Source organism: Listeria sp. LM90SB2 (assembly GCF_028867355.1).
GTDB lineage: Bacteria > Bacillota > Bacilli > Lactobacillales > Listeriaceae > Listeria > Listeria monocytogenes_B.
Window position 1 is genome coordinate 1,175,440 of the sequence record NZ_CP046449.1, and the last position, 18,342, is coordinate 1,193,781.

21 protein-coding genes and 1 riboswitch are annotated in these 18,342 nt (G+C 40.8%); of the genes, 20 read left to right on the plus strand and 1 reads right to left on the minus strand.

Translation table 11 applies throughout. The annotated features are described in order from the left end of the window. Positions 1 to 45 precede the first annotated feature (45 nt). Positions 46 to 236, plus strand: a riboswitch (cobalamin riboswitch). A 154-nt stretch (positions 237 to 390) separates the two neighbouring features. Then, a complete protein-coding gene (locus tag GL301_RS05840; protein WP_003724692.1) occupies positions 391 to 1,275 on the minus strand; it encodes a PocR ligand-binding domain-containing protein in 885 nt (294 codons plus the stop codon). Between the two features lie 302 nt (positions 1,276 to 1,577). On the opposite strand from GL301_RS05840, the gene pduA (GL301_RS05845) reads away from it, so the two are divergent. The 20 genes from pduA (GL301_RS05845) to GL301_RS05940 all read left to right on the plus strand — a co-directional run bounded on the left by pduA (GL301_RS05845) (position 1,578) and on the right by GL301_RS05940 (position 18,288). Next, positions 1,578 to 1,865, plus strand: coding sequence for a propanediol utilization microcompartment protein PduA (pduA, locus tag GL301_RS05845; RefSeq protein WP_003719356.1), 288 nt, complete (start codon positions 1,578 to 1,580; stop codon positions 1,863 to 1,865). Continuing rightward, positions 1,858 to 2,661 carry a propanediol utilization microcompartment protein PduB gene (gene pduB, locus GL301_RS05850; RefSeq protein WP_003726968.1) on the plus strand — a complete coding sequence of 268 codons (804 nt, stop codon included), beginning with the start codon at positions 1,858 to 1,860 and terminating at the stop codon, positions 2,659 to 2,661. The genes pduA (GL301_RS05845) and pduB overlap by 8 nt, the downstream gene beginning before the upstream one ends. Before the next feature lie 18 nt (positions 2,662 to 2,679). Further along, the gene (locus tag GL301_RS05855) at positions 2,680 to 4,344 is read left to right on the plus strand and encodes a propanediol/glycerol family dehydratase large subunit (RefSeq protein ID WP_070298288.1); all 1,665 of its coding nucleotides are present in this window, start codon (positions 2,680 to 2,682) and stop codon (positions 4,342 to 4,344) included. A gap of 37 nt (positions 4,345 to 4,381) precedes the next feature. Beyond that, on the plus strand, positions 4,382 to 5,041 hold the full coding sequence (locus GL301_RS05860; protein WP_003724695.1) for a propanediol/glycerol family dehydratase medium subunit: 660 nt from the start codon (positions 4,382 to 4,384) through the stop codon (positions 5,039 to 5,041). 16 nt (positions 5,042 to 5,057) lie between these two features. Next, positions 5,058 to 5,570: a diol dehydratase small subunit gene (locus tag GL301_RS05865; RefSeq protein ID WP_003724696.1), complete on the plus strand. Its 513-nt coding sequence runs from the start codon at positions 5,058 to 5,060 to the stop codon at positions 5,568 to 5,570. Between the two features lie 45 nt (positions 5,571 to 5,615). Beyond that, positions 5,616 to 7,436 (plus strand): diol dehydratase reactivase subunit alpha, encoded by a 1,821-nt coding sequence (locus GL301_RS05870; RefSeq protein ID WP_003734694.1) that lies wholly within the window; start codon positions 5,616 to 5,618, stop codon positions 7,434 to 7,436. Beyond that, the gene (locus GL301_RS05875; protein ID WP_003724698.1) at positions 7,433 to 7,780 is read left to right on the plus strand and encodes a glycerol dehydratase reactivase beta/small subunit family protein; all 348 of its coding nucleotides are present in this window, start codon (positions 7,433 to 7,435) and stop codon (positions 7,778 to 7,780) included. Before GL301_RS05870 ends, GL301_RS05875 begins: the two co-directional genes overlap by 4 nt. A gap of 12 nt (positions 7,781 to 7,792) precedes the next feature. Next, a complete protein-coding gene (locus tag GL301_RS05880) occupies positions 7,793 to 8,230 on the plus strand; it encodes a BMC domain-containing protein (protein WP_003724699.1) in 438 nt (145 codons plus the stop codon). Between the two features lie 24 nt (positions 8,231 to 8,254). Further along, on the plus strand, positions 8,255 to 8,530 hold the full coding sequence (pduA, locus tag GL301_RS05885) for a propanediol utilization microcompartment protein PduA (RefSeq protein ID WP_003719364.1): 276 nt from the start codon (positions 8,255 to 8,257) through the stop codon (positions 8,528 to 8,530). Between the two features lie 3 nt (positions 8,531 to 8,533). Next, positions 8,534 to 9,169 carry a phosphate propanoyltransferase gene (locus GL301_RS05890; protein WP_003724700.1) on the plus strand — a complete coding sequence of 212 codons (636 nt, stop codon included), beginning with the start codon at positions 8,534 to 8,536 and terminating at the stop codon, positions 9,167 to 9,169. A gap of 20 nt (positions 9,170 to 9,189) precedes the next feature. Next, a complete protein-coding gene (gene eutJ / locus GL301_RS05895; protein ID WP_003726964.1) occupies positions 9,190 to 10,029 on the plus strand; it encodes an ethanolamine utilization protein EutJ in 840 nt (279 codons plus the stop codon). Next, positions 10,026 to 10,505 carry a PduM family microcompartment protein gene (pduM, locus tag GL301_RS05900; protein ID WP_070298287.1) on the plus strand — a complete coding sequence of 160 codons (480 nt, stop codon included), beginning with the start codon at positions 10,026 to 10,028 and terminating at the stop codon, positions 10,503 to 10,505. Before eutJ ends, pduM begins: the two co-directional genes overlap by 4 nt. 4 nt (positions 10,506 to 10,509) lie before the next feature. Further along, entirely contained in the window at positions 10,510 to 10,773 is a 264-nt protein-coding gene (locus tag GL301_RS05905) for a EutN/CcmL family microcompartment protein (RefSeq protein WP_003736331.1), read from the plus strand. A gap of 14 nt (positions 10,774 to 10,787) precedes the next feature. Continuing rightward, positions 10,788 to 11,783 (plus strand): cob(I)yrinic acid a,c-diamide adenosyltransferase, encoded by a 996-nt coding sequence (locus GL301_RS05910; RefSeq protein ID WP_070298286.1) that lies wholly within the window; start codon positions 10,788 to 10,790, stop codon positions 11,781 to 11,783. 6 nt (positions 11,784 to 11,789) lie between these two features. Next, positions 11,790 to 13,199 (plus strand): aldehyde dehydrogenase family protein, encoded by a 1,410-nt coding sequence (locus GL301_RS05915; protein WP_070212534.1) that lies wholly within the window; start codon positions 11,790 to 11,792, stop codon positions 13,197 to 13,199. Between the two features lie 15 nt (positions 13,200 to 13,214). Continuing rightward, complete coding sequence (locus tag GL301_RS05920; protein ID WP_003724706.1) at positions 13,215 to 14,333, plus strand: 1-propanol dehydrogenase PduQ; 1,119 nt, start codon at positions 13,215 to 13,217, stop codon at positions 14,331 to 14,333. A gap of 27 nt (positions 14,334 to 14,360) precedes the next feature. Next, positions 14,361 to 15,065 carry an MIP/aquaporin family protein gene (locus GL301_RS05925; RefSeq protein ID WP_003721565.1) on the plus strand — a complete coding sequence of 235 codons (705 nt, stop codon included), beginning with the start codon at positions 14,361 to 14,363 and terminating at the stop codon, positions 15,063 to 15,065. A gap of 65 nt (positions 15,066 to 15,130) precedes the next feature. Then, entirely contained in the window at positions 15,131 to 16,324 is a 1,194-nt protein-coding gene (locus GL301_RS05930) for an acetate/propionate family kinase (protein ID WP_003724707.1), read from the plus strand. Positions 16,325 to 16,337: 13 nt separating this feature from the next. Further along, positions 16,338 to 17,423: a threonine-phosphate decarboxylase CobD gene (gene cobD / locus GL301_RS05935; RefSeq protein WP_003724708.1), complete on the plus strand. Its 1,086-nt coding sequence runs from the start codon at positions 16,338 to 16,340 to the stop codon at positions 17,421 to 17,423. Beyond that, a complete protein-coding gene (locus GL301_RS05940) occupies positions 17,413 to 18,288 on the plus strand; it encodes a GHMP family kinase ATP-binding protein (protein WP_003730966.1) in 876 nt (291 codons plus the stop codon). Before cobD ends, GL301_RS05940 begins: the two co-directional genes overlap by 11 nt. The last annotated feature ends 54 nt before the right edge of the window (positions 18,289 to 18,342 follow it).

Sequence of the window (18,342 nt, forward strand, 5' to 3'; positions counted from 1 at the left end):
ATGAAAACGCTTTTTTTATAAATACTTTGTGGTAAGATGTAGGTAGTTAAATAGGTCTTATGTTGGTGGAATGTATGTACATTTCTGAAAGAGGAATTCGGTGCGATGCCGAAACTGCCCCCGCAACTGTAAGGTGGACAAGAATCGAGATAGCCACTGTACGTTTTTAGCGTATGGGAAGGTTCGATTGTTGGATGAAGCCAAGTCAGGATACTCGCCAAATAAGCCGGAAGCAACTCTTTTTCGGGGTCCTAAAAAGCGTATGCGGGTCGTATAGCTTATTTGCTGTGCATAAACTCTCATTCGATGACGGATGAAAGTTTTTTTGTTTTTCAGGCAACAAAAAAGTCATATTCCTAAAGGGAAGAGAACATGACTTTTAGATAAAACTTATTTTAATGTTTCGCGGTAGCCTTTTGGCGTAACTTCAAACTCTTTCCGGAAGACTTTACAGAAATAGCTTGTTTGTGTGAAGCCTAGGTTCCGTGCGATATTATCAATGGACAAACGTGGATTTTTCAACATTTCTTTGGCAAGTGACATTTTCTTTTGGTTCACATAATTGATGAAATTCACATTCATTTCTTTTTTGAATAACTTACTAAAATAATAAGAGCTAAGGTACACATGACTTGCCACTTCATCAAGTGTAATCGGTCGGTTGAGATTTTTCTCGATATACTTAAGTGCTTTCCGAATTTCTTTATTTTCTTCATGATGCGCTATTTTTGCATGATGAAAAACAATTTTTTGCTTTTGCTCTTCCCGGCTTTTTTCCATTTCGGATTTCAAGTAATACTGGGAGATAATCGTGAGCATTTCGGCAGAAGAATTAATTTTCTTGGAGCTGAAAACAGGGACAGAGCGAAATGCGGAGATGAGCTCTTTATCATTTTTCCAATCGGTTTCTTCTGCTTGAATATTACCAACTTCGCTACTTTCTTCACAAATAACCTGGCCACTAAGTAAAAATCCGCTAAGTTGGTTTTCGACGACGATGGGAACTGAGAAATCTGTTAACCCGGCGTGACATCGATAAATTAAAGGCTTTCCGGTTTTGGAGGCTTCCAGTCCACCAAACATATCACATTTTTGGCAAAGGGAGCGATATTTGGGATTGGAGCGAATAAGTTGGCAAAAAGGAGTAAAGTTACATAATCTAGAAACTTCGGTACCGTGTATATCTACAACAACGGAGGCTAAACTGGTTGCGGCTGAGAACTCATCCATTACTTTTTCAATGAGCATTTCGTTGCTTTTGGACTGTAGTAACATAGCTATTCCCCTTTCGGCGAGACTTGGCGTGTTTCTGTCGTTCTTAGTATAGCATATTTATAATGCGCTTACATTTTCTTGCCATGAAGATAACAATATATTGCTAAGAGTAATTTCATAAGAGAAAGCCCAAACCATGCATTATTGGATGGCTTTTTGTCGTTATTTTTTTTGGAGGCGCAAAATTGTGTTAAAACACGATTGGCGTCTTCTTTTTTTCTATTTGGAAGCGGCAACTATTTATATTCCGGATTGCCTATACTGAGAGAGTAAAATACTTATTTTGAGAAGGAGGTACACCCATGCAAGAAGCACTAGGCTTAGTTGAAACTAAAGGGCTAGTCGGCGCCATTGAAGCCGCTGACGCCATGGTTAAATCAGCTAATGTAACATTAACAGGGTACGAAAAAATCGGGTCTGGACTGGTTACTGTAATGGTTCGTGGCGATGTTGGTGCGGTGAAAGCAGCGACAGAAGCAGGAGCGGCAGCAGCAAGAAATGTAGGTACCGTGATGAGTACACATGTTATTCCTCGTCCGCATACTGATGTGGAAGAAATTTTACCAGTGAGGGTGAAGTCAGATGAGTGAGCAAAATAAACTAATTGACGAAATTCTAAAACAGGTAATGGAAACGGTTAATGATGCCCCGGAAAAACTAGTAGAGGATGGAGGATCACGTCAAATGAGTGAAAAAGCAGTTCAATTAACAGAATTTGTAGGAACAGCAATAGGAGATACAATCGGCCTAGTGATTGCGAATGTAGACGGACAACTTTTAGAAGCAATGAAGCTTGAAAAGTCTTACCGTTCTATAGGTATTTTAGGAGCCCGTACTGGTGCAGGCCCACATATTATGGCAGCAGATGAAGCTGTAAAAGCAACAAATACAGAAGTAGTAAAAATCGAATTACCACGTGATACAAAAGGCGGTGCGGGTCACGGTTCTTTAATTATCTTTGGTGGTGATGATGTTTCTGATGTCAAACGTGCAGTAGAAGTTGCACTGAATGAATTAGATAAAACTTTCGGAGATGTTTACGGCAACGAAGCTGGACACATCGAACTTCAATATACAGCGCGAGCAAGTCATGCACTTAATACAGCATTCGGCGCACCTGTAGGAAAAGCATTCGGTCTTATGGTTGGTGCACCGGCTGGGATTGGCGTTGTTATGGCAGATACTGCAGTGAAATCCGCTAACGTAGATGTCGTTGCATATTCCTCGCCAGCAGATGGAACAAGTTTCTCCAATGAAGTGATTCTTTGTATTTCTGGAGATTCTGGTGCAGTCCGTCAAGCTGTTATTTCAGCACGTGAAATTGGTAAAAAATTACTTGGAGCTTTAGGGGATGAACCGAAAAATGATCGTCCATCCTACATTTAGAACGGAGGGTAACGACTGATGAAATCAAAACGCTTTGAAGAATTAGCAAAACGCCCGGTCAATCAAGATGGTTTTGTAAAAGAATGGATTGAAGAAGGCCTAATCGCAATGGAAAGCCCGAATGATCCGAAACCAAGCATTAAAATAGAAAATGGAAAAGTAGTCGAAATGGACAGCAAAAAACTCGCTGACTTTGACTTAATTGACCATTTCATCGCTAAATATGGCGTCGATTTATCTCGTGCGGAAGAAGTTATGCAAATGGATTCTGTGAAGCTCGCAAATATGCTTTGCGACCCAAATGTGCCACGGGAAAAAATCGTTTTACTTACAACAGCTATGACACCGGCAAAAATAGTAGAAGTAGTTTCACAAATGAACGTTGTCGAAATGATGATGTCGATGCAAAAAATGCGCTCTCGCAGAACACCAACAACTCAGGCCCACGTAACAAACTTGCGTGATAATCCTGTTCAAATTGCTGCAGATGCGGCAGAAGCAGCAATTCGTGGTTTTGACGAGCAAGAAACAACCGTTGCGGTAGTTCGTTATGCACCTTTTAACGCGCTTAGTTTATTAGTAGGTTCGCAAACTGGCCGTGGTGGCGTATTAACGCAATGTTCTCTCGAAGAAGCAACAGAATTAGAACTCGGTATGCGTGGTTTAACTTGTTATGCAGAAACGATTTCTGTTTATGGTACAGAACCTGTATTTACAGACGGAGACGATACACCTTGGTCCAAAGGTATTTTGGCAAGTGCTTATGCATCTCGCGGTTTGAAAATGCGCTTCACATCCGGAACTGGTTCTGAAGTTCAAATGGGTTACGCAGAAGGTAAATCGATGCTTTATCTTGAATCTCGCTGTATTTTCATTACGAAAGCGGCTGGTGTTCAAGGGTTACAAAATGGTTCGATTAGTTGTATCGGAATTCCGGGAGCCGTACCAAGTGGTATTAGAGCGGTTCTTGCAGAGAATTTAATTGCCGTAATGTTAGATCTAGAAGTAGCTTCTGGTAACGACCAAACATTCTCGCACTCGGATATTCGTCGTACAGCTCGTTTATTGATGCAATTTTTACCAGGAACAGATTATATTTCCTCTGGTTACAGTGCAACACCTAACTATGACAATATGTTTGCTGGTTCCAATTTTGATGCAGATGACTTTGATGATTACAATATTTTGCAACGTGATTTAAAAGTAGACGGTGGTTTAACGCCAGTTACCGAAGAAGAAGTCGTTGCAGTTAGAAATAAAGCGGCACGTGTAATTCAAGCTGTCTTTGATAAATTAGGTCTTCCAGAAGTAACCGATGCGGAAGTAGAAGCAGCAACGTATGCACGTGGAAGTAAAGATATGCCAGAACGTAACATGGTAGAAGATATTAAAGCAGCTGCTGAAATGATGGACCGTGGTGTTACTGGTCTGGATGTTGTTAAAGCGTTATCTGCTGGCGGATTCGATGATGTTGCTGAAAGTGTACTAAATATGTTGAAACAACGTGTATCTGGGGACTTCCTTCATACATCTGCCATCATTGATAAAGACTGGAATGTCATTAGTTCCGTCAATGACTTAAATGATTATGCAGGTCCTGGAACTGGTTATCGCTTAGAGGGCAAACGCTGGGAAAAATTAAAAGATATCGCTGTTGCAGTTGATGCAAACGAATTAGAATAAGCTACTTCCCATTTTTTATAAAGGAGGATTAAGAGACATGGTTGAAATTAACGAAAAAGTACTCCGCGGAATTATCTCGGAAGTACTAGATGAATTACAGCTAAAAGAAGATAAAGTTTCTTTCCAAAAAGAACAGCCAAGTGTTGCAGTTTCGGATGAAAGCTTTTTAACAGAAGTTGGGGACGCGGAGCCGGGTAGACAAAAAGATGAAGTTGTTATTGCGGTCGCGCCAGCTTTTGGTAAATATCAAACAAAAAATATTGTCGGTGTTCCACATAAACAAATTTTACGAGAAGTGATTGCAGGTATTGAAGAAGAAGGGTTAAAAGCACGTGTGGTTCGTGTATTCCGTTCTTCTGACGTAGCTTTCGTTGCAGTAGAAGGCGACAAATTAAGTGGTTCTGGCATTTGTATCGGCATTCAGTCGCGCGGTACAGCATTAATCCACCAAAAAGATTTACAACCACTTTCTAACTTAGAGCTATTCCCGCAAGCGCCATTAATTACGCTAGAAACATACCGAGCAATTGGTAAAAACGCGGCGAAATATGCCAAAGGTGAATCACCAAATCCAGTGCCAATGGTCAATGATCAAATGGCTCGTCCGAAATTCCAAGCCAAAGCAGCTTTACTTCATATCAAAGAAACAAAACATGTTGTTCAAGGGAAAAACGCAGTCGAATTACAAGTAAACTAATAGTGAGGTGAAAATGATGAATCAAGAAGCACTAGAAAATATGGTTAGAAATATTTTACAAGAAGTAAATAGTGGCGCAGTCTCCACAACAACTTCCCAAAAAGTGAGCGGAGATACACTGACAGTACGAGATTATCCACTCGGAACAAAACGTCCAGAACTTGTAAAAACATCGACATCAAAATCATTAGACGACATTACGTTGAAAAGTGTTCTAGATGGCACGATCAAACCGGAAGATGTTCGTGTAACAGCGGAAACGCTTAAAATGCAAGCACAAGTAGCAAGAGATGCCGGACGTGCAACACTCGCGAATAATTTCGAACGTGCAGCAGAGCTAACGATCGTTCCAGATGAACGCATTTTAGAAATTTATAATGCAATGCGTCCGTATCGTTCCTCAAGAGAAGAATTACTTGCAATTGCGGATGAATTAGAGAGTGTTTATCATGCAACTATCTGTTCTAATTATGTTCGTGAAGCAGCACAGCTTTATCAAGAGCGTAAGAAATTAAAAGGCGATAATTAAAATTCTCCTTTTGCTCGCGATTATGTAGGAAATGCGGTGAAATGAATGAAGTATATTGCAGGGATTGATATCGGGAATTCTACAACGGAAGTGGCACTTGCGATGGCAAACTATTCGAAGGAAGTAGCGTTTGTTGCTAGTGCTATTACGGACACAACCGGTATCAAAGGAACAAAACAAAATCTTCACGGGATTTTTAAAGCGTTGCGACTTGCTTTAGAGAAAGTAAATGCGACAACCGAGAACTTAGCCGAAATCCGTATCAATGAAGCGACACCAGTGATTGGCGATGTGGCAATGGAAACTATTACAGAAACAATCATTACTGAGTCTACAATGATTGGTCACAATCCTAAAACACCAGGGGGACTTGGTATGGGTTCAGGTGTGACGGTGCTGTTGGATGACGTTACATCTAAATCAAAAGATGAGGACTACATTGTGATTATCCCGAAAACAGTCGATTTTGAAGATGCAGCAAAGCAAATTAATACTTACGTCGAAAATGGCTATCAAATCACAGCTGCAATTCTTCAAGCAGATGATGGGGTTCTCGTGCATAACCGACTAAACCATAAGATTCCGATTGTCGATGAAGTTGGTTTTATTGATAAAGTGCCGGTCGATATGTTAGCAGCTGTCGAAGTTGCAGCTCCCGGAAAAGTCATTGAAACCATTTCTAACCCATATGGTATTGCGACAGTATTTCATTTGAATTCAGATGAAACGAAAAATATCATTCCTGTGGCACGAGCTTTAATTGGCAATCGTTCGGCGGTGGTGATTAAAACGCCAGAAGGTGATGTCAAAGCTCGAACAATACCAGCGGGGCATATCGAACTTCAATCAGGATCCAGAACGCAGCGTGTCAATGTCGCAGAAGGTTCTGAGAAAATCATGCAAGCCATTATGTCACTTCCAAAACTCGACAATGCTAGCGGAGAACCAGGAACAAATATCGGTGGCATGCTAGAAAAAGTGCGCCAAACGATGGCTGGGCTAACAGATAAATTACCAGCTGATATTTTTATTCAAGATTTGCTAGCTGTGGATACATTTGTTCCAGTAGACGTTCAAGGTGGGCTTGCAGGTGAGTTTTCCATGGAACAAGCGGTTGGTATTGCCTCCATGGTAAAAAGTGATCACTTGCAAATGGCAGCCATCGCCTCAGAAATCGAACAAGAACTGCAAGTAAGCGTCAAAATTGGTGGTGCAGAAGCAGAGGCTGCCATTCTCGGAGCGCTTACTACACCGGGAACTAATACTCCACTTGCCATTTTAGATTTAGGTGCTGGATCCACAGATGCCTCGATTATCAACGGAAAAGGAGAAATTATCGCAACTCATTTAGCCGGCGCTGGCGATATGGTAACGATGATTATCCAGTCAGAAATTGGCCTTGAAGACCGTTATTTAGCCGAAGATATTAAAAAATATCCGCTTGCTAAAGTTGAAAGTATTTTCCACATTCGGCATGAAGATGGCACAGTGCAATTTTTTGATACGCCGCTTTCTCCAACAGTTTTTGCCAAAGTGGTGATTGTAAAACCAGATGGCTTTGTGCCAATACCTGGGGATGTATCAATTGAAAAAATCAAGTTAATTCGCCGTTCAGCTAAGGAGCGTGTCTTTGTAACGAATACCATCCGCGCTTTAAAATATGTCAGCCCAACTGGGAATATTCGAGATATTCCATTTGTCGTAATTGTTGGAGGATCAGCCCTTGATTTTGAGATTCCACAATTAATTACCGATGCACTTTCTCATTATTCACTCGTTGCTGGCCGTGGGAATATTCGTGGTAAAGAAGGCCCTAGAAATGCAGTTGCAACAGGCTTAATTCTAGCTGGAGGTGCTAAGGCATGATTCCAGTTGTTAGTAAGCCAGCAATTTATTTTCATGCAGATGTAGACGCGAATCCAGACAGTATTAAACAAGTTTTATTTGGAATAGAAGAAGAAGGCATTCCATGTGAATTAGAAATTATGTCTTTGAAAGACGAAGTGCAAGCAGCATTTCGAGCATCTGCGAGTTCTCCGCTTCTAGTAGGGGTTACGCTGAAAAATGATCATTTAGTGATTCATTATCGTAATTTACCCCCAGATAAACCACTATTTTCAGCGTATCGTTTTTGCGCAACCACACTAGAAAACCAGCGAAATATGGGAATGAATGCGGCGCGACTTGTCAAGGGTGTACCTTTTAAATAAGGAGGTGAAGGAATGCATCAAGCAATTGGAATGATTGAAATTAAAGGACTTGCTTCAGCGATAACCGTAGCAGATACAATGGCAAAAGTAGCTAATATCCAACTTGTAGACACGGAAAAAGCAAAAGGTTTTGGCTGGATTACCGTGAAAGTGGAAGGTGATGTTGCTGCTGTGAATGCGGCGCTTGAAGCAGGCGAACAAACCGCAATAGCCTCAGACAGTTTTATTGCGAAAAAAGTCATTCCTCGACCAGGGGAAGAGATTTTTACAGTATTTTGGCCAAAAGAAGAAATAGAGCCAGAACAGCCGGAAGTAATGGTTGAAACAGAAAAAGTGGAAGAAACCGAAGTCCCGGCAGAAGCGACTTGCAATCTATGTCATGACCCGCTTTGCCCACGAGTAAAAGGGGATCCAAGACAAGATTGTATCCATTTTGAAGAAGAGAAGTAAACCCAATTTGAGGAGGAAATAATAATGAATAATGCACTTGGAATGATTGAAACTAAAGGTCTTGTTGGCGCAATTGAAGCAGCTGACGCAATGGTAAAAGCAGCAAATGTATCACTAGTAGGGTATGAAAAAATCGGTTCAGGTCTTGTAACTGTTATGGTTCGCGGTGATGTTGGTGCAGTAAAAGCAGCAACCGATGCAGGCGCAGCAGCAGCTCGTAACGTTGGCGAAGTACAATCTATCCACGTTATCCCACGTCCACACAATGATGTAGAAACGTTGCTACCAAAAGGTCTATAAGTCGTGGAAAGAGAAGAATTAAAAGCAATAATCAAGCAAATAGTAACAGATAAACTTAGTGGTGTGGAAACAGAGATTCCTATTGGAGTCTCTAACCGCCACATCCATCTAACAGAAAATGACTATAACCAACTTTTTCCAAACGAACCTATTCAAGTGAAAAAATGGCTCAAACAACCAGGTGAATTCGCCGCTGAACAAACACTTACTGTTGTTTCAGAAAAAGGGGAACTGCATCGTGTCCGCATTTTAGGACCACTTCGGAAGTTTTCGCAAGTAGAGCTTTCTAAAACGGATGCAAGAATGCTTGGTATGAAGATTCCAATCCGCGTTTCCGGAGATATTGACGGGACACCTGGGATCAAACTCGTTTCGAAACATAGCGAAATCTGCTTACCAAAAGGAGCGATTGTCGCGAAACGCCACATCCATTTACCAGAAAGTGTGGCGCATGAATATGGTGTGAAACAAGGCGATGAAGTATCCGTTCTAGTAGGTTCAGAAATGCGAAGTCTTGTTTTAAATCATTGTACGATTCGAGTAAACAATCAATTTATACCAGAAATGCATATTGATACGGATGAAGCAAATGCAGCAGATATTGCTGGTACGTGCTTTGCAAAAATAATCAAGTCGTGACGAGATAAGGAGGTGCTGAAATGGATATTCTACAAACAGCAAATGAACGAATGGAACAGCTTGCAGCGCTAATGAATAAAGATATTAAACAAAAAGTTTCTGCTGATCAGAAAGTGAAAGTTGGCGTCGATTTAGGTACTTCCTCCATCGTGTTTGTTGTTCTAGATGAACATGATGTGCCACTTTTTGGAGCGTTTGAATTCGCAGATGCTGTTCGCGATGGTCTCGTTGTCAATTACCGCGAGTCTGTAGAGGTTGTGACACGACTGAAAGACCGCGCAGAAAAATGTTTAGGTATAACTTTAACACATGCTTCTGGAGCCATCCCGCCAGGTACAGTAGGAAACAATAAAAAGGTGGTCGCCAATGTTATTGAGAGCGCCGGAATGGAAGCACTGTACACCATTGATGAACCGACCGCAGCGGCAGCAGTTCTAGGATTACAAGATGGCGCAGTTGTAGATGTTGGTGGCGGGACAACTGGAATCAGCGTTTTTGAAAATGGTGAAGTAATTTATACCGCAGATGAACCAACTGGGGGAACGCATATGACGCTTGTTCTTGCGGGATATTACGGTGTTCCAGTAGAAAAAGCCGAGCAGAATAAACGCGAGCAAAAAGATTCTAGTGAGCATTTTTCTGTGATGCGTCCAGTAGTGGAAAAAATGGCAGAAATTACCCGTGTTCATCTCGAGAAATCTCCCTCAGAGCCACTTTACATTGTTGGCGGTGCTTCCGCATATAGCCAGTTCAAAGATACGTTTGAAAGCTATTTGAAGACGCCTGTTTTTCAACCGAATTATCCACAGTATGTCACGCCACTTGGTATTGCTATGAGTTCAGGGAGCGAGAATCTATGATAGAAAAATTAGTGAAAATCATTGTCCAGCACTTGAAGCTTCGTGCGACAAATAAAACTTCTATCGCTATCAGCAAACTTCCACGCGATCCAGTTGCGATTTTTATAGAAAGTGGAACGATTCGATTAACACAAGTAAACAAACATTTTCTTGAGCGAATTCTCAGTGGAAACCGAGCAGAATCATTAACTGCTTGGTTCGAAAAAGCTACAGATTATGGAGTAACCATTGAGCTTGAACTATATGATAATGGTGAACCTTGGCTTGATTATACAATGCTTAGTCAGCTAGAGTTCCCAGTTTTTACAAATAAAGGTGAGAGACTCTTTCATTCAAATGGTCAAGTGATTTGTTACGGTGATAGCGCGGTAATCCCAAGCGGAAGTACACTTTGCAAATATAAAAAGCAGCTTATTACACCGCTTGCAAATGAATATTTAACGAAAAATAATATTGCAGTGCGGGAAAGGCAGTGACGTTATGTTTATGGCAAAAATAACAGGAAGTGTAGTTTCCACAAAAAAAGAAGACTCACTTACTGGTAAAAAATTGATGATTGTACAACCGGTTGATGCAAATGGAGAGCATGTGCGCTCAGAAGAAGTAGCGTGTGACTCTGTTGGGGCAGGAATTGGGGAGTATGTGCTTGTTGCTCGTGGCAATGCAGCTAGAAGTGTTTTTGCGGAACCAAATAGTGCGATTGATTCGGCAATTATTGCAATTGTCGATAGTTTTGATAAGTAAGGAGTGAATAACTCGTGAGTATTTATACCAAAACCGGCGATAAGGGAACAACTGCATTATTTGATGGAAATCGTGTGAAAAAATATGATGACCGTGTCGAAACGTATGGCTCGTTTGATGAGCTAAATGCAGAAATTAGTGTAGCAGAAAAATTCGTGACTTCAGCTGAGAATAAGACTTTGCTTAGAAACGTGGAGCGGCAGTTGTTTTACGTTTGCGCAGAACTTGCAACAGAGCACGAAGCATCCCTCGCTAGCAAAATTATTATTACAGAAAACGACATCAATCAACTTGAAAAAGTCATTGATGATTATACTGCAAAATTGCCAAAAGTCGATAGTTTTGTTCTTCCTGGATCAAGCACAGCCGGAGCATTTCTTCATAGCGCCAGGACTGTTGCTAGGCGCGGTGAGCGATTATTAGTTCGTTTGTCAGAACAAACAGCTATCCGAAAAGAGTTATTAAAATTTGTAAATCGCTTATCGGATTTCTTGTATATTCTTGCTAGAGAAGAAGATTTCAGACAAATGCTCGATAAAGCAACCAAGCTCATTGTTGCCAAATACTTAGAGCAAACTGGCCAAGAAAAGTCAGTTACATGCGATTTGTCTTTTTCCTTTTGTGAAAAATTAATGCACCAAGTTTGCATCGTTTCAGAAGAAATTGGTGTTCCAGTCACACTTGCTATCGTCGATGCGCACGGTAATGCCAGATTTAATTACCGGATGGAGCACGCTCTTTTAGTAAGTGCAGAACTGGCAACGAAAAAAGCCTATTCCGCCGTAGCGATGAAAACAAGCACGGAAAAATTAACAGAAGCAGTTCAGCCAGGAGCCCCACTTTATCAATTAGAAACACTGACAAATGGTGAGATTGTAACCTTTGGCGGGGGTGTTCCTATCTACGGAAAAGATGGAGCTATTATTGGTGGAATGGGGATTAGCGGCGGATCAGTGGAGGAAGATATCCACATTGCGAAAAAAGCATTATCAATGATAGAGAAGGGGTAATTCTGTATGGAATCATTAGAACTCGAAAAACTAGTGAAAAAAGTTCTCTTAGAAAAATTAGCAGAACAAAAAGATATACCAGTAAAAACAACGGTCAAAGGTGCGAAAAGTGGAGTTTTTGATACGGTTGATGAAGCCGTTCAAGCTGCCGTTATAGCACAAAACAGCTATAAAGAAAAATCGCTAGAAGAACGCCGCAATGTGGTGAAGGCTATTCGTGAAGCACTTTATCCAGAAATTGAATCCATTGCGGCGCGAGCAGTGGCTGAAACTGGTATGGGAAATGTAGCGGATAAAATTTTGAAAAACACGTTAGCGATTGAAAAAACGCCAGGTGTGGAAGATTTGTATACAGAAGTTGCTACTGGTGATAATGGCATGACGCTTTACGAACTTTCTCCATATGGCGTAATCGGGGCTGTTGCACCAAGTACGAACCCAACGGAAACCTTGATTTGCAATACAATCGGCATGCTCGCAGCTGGGAATGCAGTATTTTATAGCCCGCATCCAGGTGCGAAAAATATTTCTCTTTGGTTGATTGAAAAGTTGAATACGATTGTCCGTGAAAGTTGCGGCATTGATAATTTAGTTGTTACAGTCGAAAAACCATCTATTCAAGCCGCGCAAGAAATGATGAATCATCCGAAAGTACCGCTCCTTGTTATTACAGGTGGCCCTGGTGTAGTTCTTCAAGCCATGCAATCCGGTAAAAAAGTTATTGGCGCAGGTGCCGGGAATCCGCCATCTATTGTAGATGAGACAGCAAACATCGAAAAAGCAGCTGCTGATATCGTAGACGGCGCATCTTTTGACCATAATATTCTATGTATTGCGGAGAAAAGTATTGTTGCAGTTGATAGCATCGCAGATTTCTTAATGTTCCAAATGGAAAAAAATGGTGCACTACATGTGACCAATCCAAGCGATATTCAAAAACTAGAAAAAGTAGCTGTCACAGATAAAGGAGTAACAAACAAAAAACTAGTCGGAAAAAGTGCTTCAGAAATTTTAAAAGAAGCGGGGATTGTTTGTGATTTTTCACCACGTTTAATTATTGTGGAAACAGAAAAAACACATCCGTTTGCAACTGTAGAATTATTGATGCCGATTGTTCCTGTTGTAAGAGTTCCTAATTTTGACGAAGCGCTTGATGTCGCTATTGAGTTAGAGCAAGGCTTGCATCACACAGCTACGATGCATTCACAAAATATTTCTAGATTAAACAAAGCTGCACGAGATATGCAAACATCCATCTTTGTCAAAAATGGTCCTTCATTTGCGGGATTAGGCTTTAGAGGAGAAGGTAGCACTACTTTCACTATTGCAACGCCTACCGGAGAAGGAACCACTACAGCGCGTCATTTTGCTAGACGTCGCCGTTGTGTTTTAACAGATGGTTTTTCGATTCGTTAAGAGGAGGCAAACTGAATGAACAGCTTTCAAATTAAAACAAAAGTAGCTTTTGGTACGAATAGTTTACAAGTTTTAAAAGAAATTAAAAATAAAAATGTCTGGATTATCTGTGACCGTTTTTTGGCTGATGGGGAAGGGCTTCAAGGTTTAATTGGACAATTAGATACATCCAATAATGTGCATATTTTTACCGATGTCGTACCTGATCCACCTATTTCCAAAGTAGCTGGAGGGGTTAGTGAGGCAGGCAAAATCCAACCGCAAGTCATGATTGCTTTTGGTGGTGGTTCAGCGATTGATACGGCTAAAGGAATCTACTATTTCGCCAAACGTTTGGAAAAAATCAATATCAGTACTTTTATTGCAATTCCAACCACCAGCGGTACGGGTTCAGAAGTTACAGCCGCAACCGTTATCACTGATCCAACAACGAAAATTAAATATCCGCTTTTCTTAGATGAACTAATTCCGGATATGGCTATTTTGGATGCGCAACTGGTTGTTACGGTACCTCCAGCTATTACAGCGAACACAGGGATGGACGTCTTAACACACGCAATTGAAGCTTATGTCTCTAAAGATGCAAGCGATTATACCGATGCTCTTGGTGAAAAAAGTGTGCAATTAACGTTACGTTTCTTAACGAGCTGTTATGATGATGGTCGTAATTTAGCGAATCGAGAAAAAATGCATAATGCTTCTACTATGGCTGGAATGGCTTTTAACTGCGCCAATTTAGGCTTGAATCACAGTATTGCGCATCAACTTGGTGCACAGTTCCACGTACCACACGGGCTAGCCAATGCGATCTTACTAGATGCAGTGATTCGTTTTAACGCCTTTAAAAATCGTGAAACAGAACAAAAATATGCAGAAATGGCACGCATTTGTGGCATTGCTTCCAGATCAGACTCGAACGAAACAGCTGTCCGCTTACTTCGCGAAAGAATTGTAGCGATGATGGAACATATGCAAATGCCGCGCACATTGACAGACGCCGGTGTAGCAAAAGAAAAAGTCTATGCAAAAATGGACGAAATTGCAACGAATGCACTGAAAGACGCTTGCTTACCAACTAGTCCTACGACACCCTCACATCAAGAACTAAAAGAAATTTTAGAACAAATAATTTAGAATTTACATTAAAAAGGAGGATAAACTATGTCAGCATATTTGGCGGAATTTATTGGAACGATGGTTTTAATTATGTTTGGGAACGGCCTTTTAGCAGGATTGACATTAAATAAATCATTATCTCAAGGAGCAAACTGGGTAGTAGTTACATTTGGTTGGGGCTTTGCGGTAATGATCGGTATTTATGTAGCAGGAGCATATAGTGGGGCGCATTTAAATCCAGCTGTAACTATTGCGCTTGCAGTTGGAGGATCATTCCCTTGGGCAGATGTGGTGCCATATATTATCGCGCAAATCGCCGGAGCATTTGTCGGAGCATCCATCGTTATTTTACACTACTATCCGCATTTTAAAGCGACTCCCCCAGAAATTGATACACATGGTATTTTTTCCACAGGACCAGCGATTAGAAATACACCTTTCAATTTAATCAGTGAAATTATCGCAACATTTGCTTTCATTTTTGGTTTACTTATGATTGGAGCGAACAGTTTTACAGATGGTTTAAATCCATTAATCCTTGGCTTTCTAGTAGTTGCCATCGGAATGAGTTTTGGACCAACGACAGGTTATGCGATTAACCCAGCTCGTGATTTAGGACCAAGACTTGCTTACTTTTTACTACCAGTACCAAATAAAAGTGGGTCAGACTGGCGTTACGCTTGGATTCCAATTGTCGGACCAATCATTGGTGGTCTCTTAGCCATTGGACTATTTAACATTTTATTATAAAAAAGCATGGAGTAAACAAGAATGGCTTTGTTTACTCCTTTAAAAATGAGAAAGGACTGAGCTATATGCACAAAATTATGGCGATAAACGCAGGGAGTTCTTCACTGAAATTCCAAATTTTTACGATGCCAGGAGAAGAAGTTTTAGTTAAGGGCTTAATTGAAAGAATCGGTCTACCAGACGCCATTTTCAACATGTCCTTTCAAAATGAAAAAATCAAAGAAATACGAGCAATCAATAACCACGGGGAAGCAGTCGAGATTTTACTGGAGCAGCTGAAGGCGCATCAAGTAATCAATGATCTGAGCGAAATTACAGGGGTCGGACATCGTGTTGCGCATGGCGGAGAAGATTTTGTTACGTCCTGTGTTGTAACAGATGAAGTGGTGAAAGGGATTGAAGCTGTGACAAACCTTGCGCCGCTACATAATCCAGCGAATATCATCGGAATCAAAACTTTTCGTGAATTGCTGCCAAATGCGGTTTCTGTTGCAGTATTTGATACCGCATTCCATCAAACGATTCCAGAAGAAAACTTTTTATATGCGCTTCCTTATGAACTTTATGAAAAACATCATATTCGAAAATACGGTTTTCATGGAACGAGTCATAAATATGTGGCTGGAAAAGCAGCAGAAGTTCTCGAAAAACCTTTAGAAAAATTAAAAATTATTTCTTGTCATTTAGGCAATGGAGCGAGTGTTTGTGCGATTGAAGCTGGGAAATCAGTGAATACTTCCATGGGCTTTACACCAAATGCTGGCTTGATGATGGGAACACGTTCTGGTACAATTGACGCGACAATCATCCCGTATTTAGTGGATGAATTAGGCTATAGCTTGGATGAAGTGATGCATATGATGTCTAGTGAATCAGGTGTCCTTGGCGTATCGGGAATTTCAAGTGATTTCAGAGATATCGAAATTGCAGCCAAAGAAGGTAATTCACGCGCGCTATTAACACTTCGTATGTTTACTGGCCAAATATGCAACTACATCGGTGCTTATGCCTCCGCAATGAACGGTTGCGACGCATTATTATTTACAGCGGGTGTGGGTGAAAATTCGCCATTAATCCGCCAAATGGTAACAGAACAGCTAAGTTATCTTGGTGTAACATGCCATGTGACAAAAAATAATGCGGGTGATATGATAATTAGCAATGATGATGAAGCGGTCAAAGTGTGCATTATTCCAACCAATGAAGAACTAATGATTGCTCGTGATGTAGAAAAGTATGCAAAACAAACGATAAGTTAAGGAGCGATTTGATGTGAAAATAACGACGGCTTCTCACGGTGGCAACTATAATGAACTAGCAAAACAACACGGATTAACGAAAGAAATGGTGCTCGATTTCAGTGCGAATATTAATCCATTAGGAGTCCCAGCTAGTTTGAAACAAACGATAACAACAAATTTGGACAAACTGGTAGAATATCCAGAACCAGATTACTTGGCGCTCCGTGCGCGAATTGCCTCGTTTCATCAACTCGACCTAGCGAATGTAATCCCTGGAAACGGGGCGACAGAGCTGATTTTCGGAATAGCAAAAGTAACAAAGGCGCAAAAAGTACTCTTACTTGCGCCTACTTTTGCGGAATACGAACGTGCTTTTTTTGATGCCGAAATTGTTTATGCTGAGTTAACGAAAGAAACCAATTTTGCTGCGGCGCAAATCGTACTAGAAATGCTTGAACAAGATACGGATATCGAAGCTGTTTGTTTGTGCAACCCCAATAATCCAACAGGACAACTCATCGCGCAACAAGAAATGATAAAAATTGCTGATTTATGTGAAAAGCGAAACATATATTTAATTATCGATGAGGCTTTTATGGACTTTTTAGAAGAAAATGAAACAATTTCGATGATCAACTATTTAGAAAAATTTCCGCATTTAGCAATTATTCGCGCCTTTACGAAGTTTTTCGCGATTCCAGGCTTAAGACTCGGTTATTTGCTGACAAAAAATGACTTATTAGCCGAAGCACTCATGCAAATGCGCGAACCCTGGTCGATTAATACATTTGCTGACTTAGCAGGGCAAATGCTATTAGAGGATGAAGCCTATATTAGACAAACATTCGATTGGATTAATGCGGAACGAGACTTTTTATACCGAGGCTTAAGTAAATTTTCAGCGCTTACCGTGTACCGACCAAGTGTAAATTACATATTTTTCCACCTCGAAAAACCGTTTGATTTACGAAAAAAATTGCTTTTAAAAGGGATTTTTATCCGAAGTTGCGCTAATTACCGAGGTCTCACGGAGAATTATTACCGAGTGGCAGTGAAAAGTAGAGAAGATAATCGCCAACTCTTAACCGCACTTGAGGTGATTTTTAGTGGTAATTAAAGCGAGGTGTCCGGCATCTTGTGGCGAACTTTTGCAAGGCTGGATTTTAGGCGGAGAGAAGCTAATTTCATACCCAATCAACTGGTATTCCGAAGTCACTTTATCTGATAAAGTAGGACTAAATAACTCCGGGCATACAAAAGCATGGCTCGCATTCCAAACCACTTGCGAGTATTTTGGTGTGGCTAAAAGAGACCTCCCGCAAGTATCTTTACAAGTGAAGTCAACTATTCCGGTCGCGAAAGGCATGGCAAGTTCCACCGCTGATATTGCCGCAACAATTGGCGCTACAGCAAAATGGCTGAATAAATCTATCTCAGAAGCTGAAATTGCCAAGCTATGTTTACAACTAGAACCAACGGATAGCACTATTTTTGAATCACTAACTTTGTTCGATCACTTAAGAGGGGACATCATTCAAAGCTCCAATTGGATGCCAAAGCTAGGCGTCGTTGTGTTAGAACCGCTTACCATTTTAGAAACAGCTACTTATCGGCAAGAAAATCACCAAGCGAAATTACTGAAAAACGAAGGACAACTAGCAAAAGGAATGGACTATTTTCAACAAGCTGTCACGCAAAAATCCATTCACTTACTTGGTAAAGCCGCATCAGTTAGTGCAGCCTGCAACCAAACTATTTTGCCAAAACCATTTTGGCGAGAGATTGTGGAAGTGACGGAAAACTTGGATTTAGTGGGGTTAAATGTTTCGCATAGTGGTACCGTTGTCGGTATACTTTATGAACTCGAAAAAACGGATCCACTCGAAATTTTATTTGAGCTAGAACGGCGCTATGTCACGACTTTTTACAGTCGATATTATTTCCGTGAGTTTGTCAGTGGTGGGGTTCAAATTATCTCGTAAAGCAAATTCTTCTTGCAAGCGGTCTATTTTATGCTATAATAACTTTGATAAACG

What these genes read in the sequence shown, in the direction of transcription:
- GL301_RS05840 (WP_003724692.1), bottom strand. Translation starts at nt 1,275, where the DNA reads ATGTTACTACAGTCCAAAAGCAACGAAATGCTCATTGAAAAAGTAATG.
- pduA (WP_003719356.1), top strand. Translation starts at nt 1,578, where the DNA reads ATGCAAGAAGCACTAGGCTTAGTTGAAACTAAAGGGCTAGTCGGCGCC.
- pduB (WP_003726968.1), top strand. Translation starts at nt 1,858, where the DNA reads ATGAGTGAGCAAAATAAACTAATTGACGAAATTCTAAAACAGGTAATG.
- GL301_RS05855 (WP_070298288.1), top strand. Translation starts at nt 2,680, where the DNA reads ATGAAATCAAAACGCTTTGAAGAATTAGCAAAACGCCCGGTCAATCAA.
- GL301_RS05860 (WP_003724695.1), top strand. Translation starts at nt 4,382, where the DNA reads ATGGTTGAAATTAACGAAAAAGTACTCCGCGGAATTATCTCGGAAGTA.
- GL301_RS05865 (WP_003724696.1), top strand. Translation starts at nt 5,058, where the DNA reads ATGAATCAAGAAGCACTAGAAAATATGGTTAGAAATATTTTACAAGAA.
- GL301_RS05870 (WP_003734694.1), top strand. Translation starts at nt 5,616, where the DNA reads ATGAAGTATATTGCAGGGATTGATATCGGGAATTCTACAACGGAAGTG.
- GL301_RS05875 (WP_003724698.1), top strand. Translation starts at nt 7,433, where the DNA reads ATGATTCCAGTTGTTAGTAAGCCAGCAATTTATTTTCATGCAGATGTA.
- GL301_RS05880 (WP_003724699.1), top strand. Translation starts at nt 7,793, where the DNA reads ATGCATCAAGCAATTGGAATGATTGAAATTAAAGGACTTGCTTCAGCG.
- pduA (WP_003719364.1), top strand. Translation starts at nt 8,255, where the DNA reads ATGAATAATGCACTTGGAATGATTGAAACTAAAGGTCTTGTTGGCGCA.
- eutJ (WP_003726964.1), top strand. Translation starts at nt 9,190, where the DNA reads ATGGATATTCTACAAACAGCAAATGAACGAATGGAACAGCTTGCAGCG.
- pduM (WP_070298287.1), top strand. Translation starts at nt 10,026, where the DNA reads ATGATAGAAAAATTAGTGAAAATCATTGTCCAGCACTTGAAGCTTCGT.
- GL301_RS05905 (WP_003736331.1), top strand. Translation starts at nt 10,510, where the DNA reads ATGTTTATGGCAAAAATAACAGGAAGTGTAGTTTCCACAAAAAAAGAA.
- GL301_RS05915 (WP_070212534.1), top strand. Translation starts at nt 11,790, where the DNA reads ATGGAATCATTAGAACTCGAAAAACTAGTGAAAAAAGTTCTCTTAGAA.
- GL301_RS05920 (WP_003724706.1), top strand. Translation starts at nt 13,215, where the DNA reads ATGAACAGCTTTCAAATTAAAACAAAAGTAGCTTTTGGTACGAATAGT.
- GL301_RS05925 (WP_003721565.1), top strand. Translation starts at nt 14,361, where the DNA reads ATGTCAGCATATTTGGCGGAATTTATTGGAACGATGGTTTTAATTATG.
- GL301_RS05930 (WP_003724707.1), top strand. Translation starts at nt 15,131, where the DNA reads ATGCACAAAATTATGGCGATAAACGCAGGGAGTTCTTCACTGAAATTC.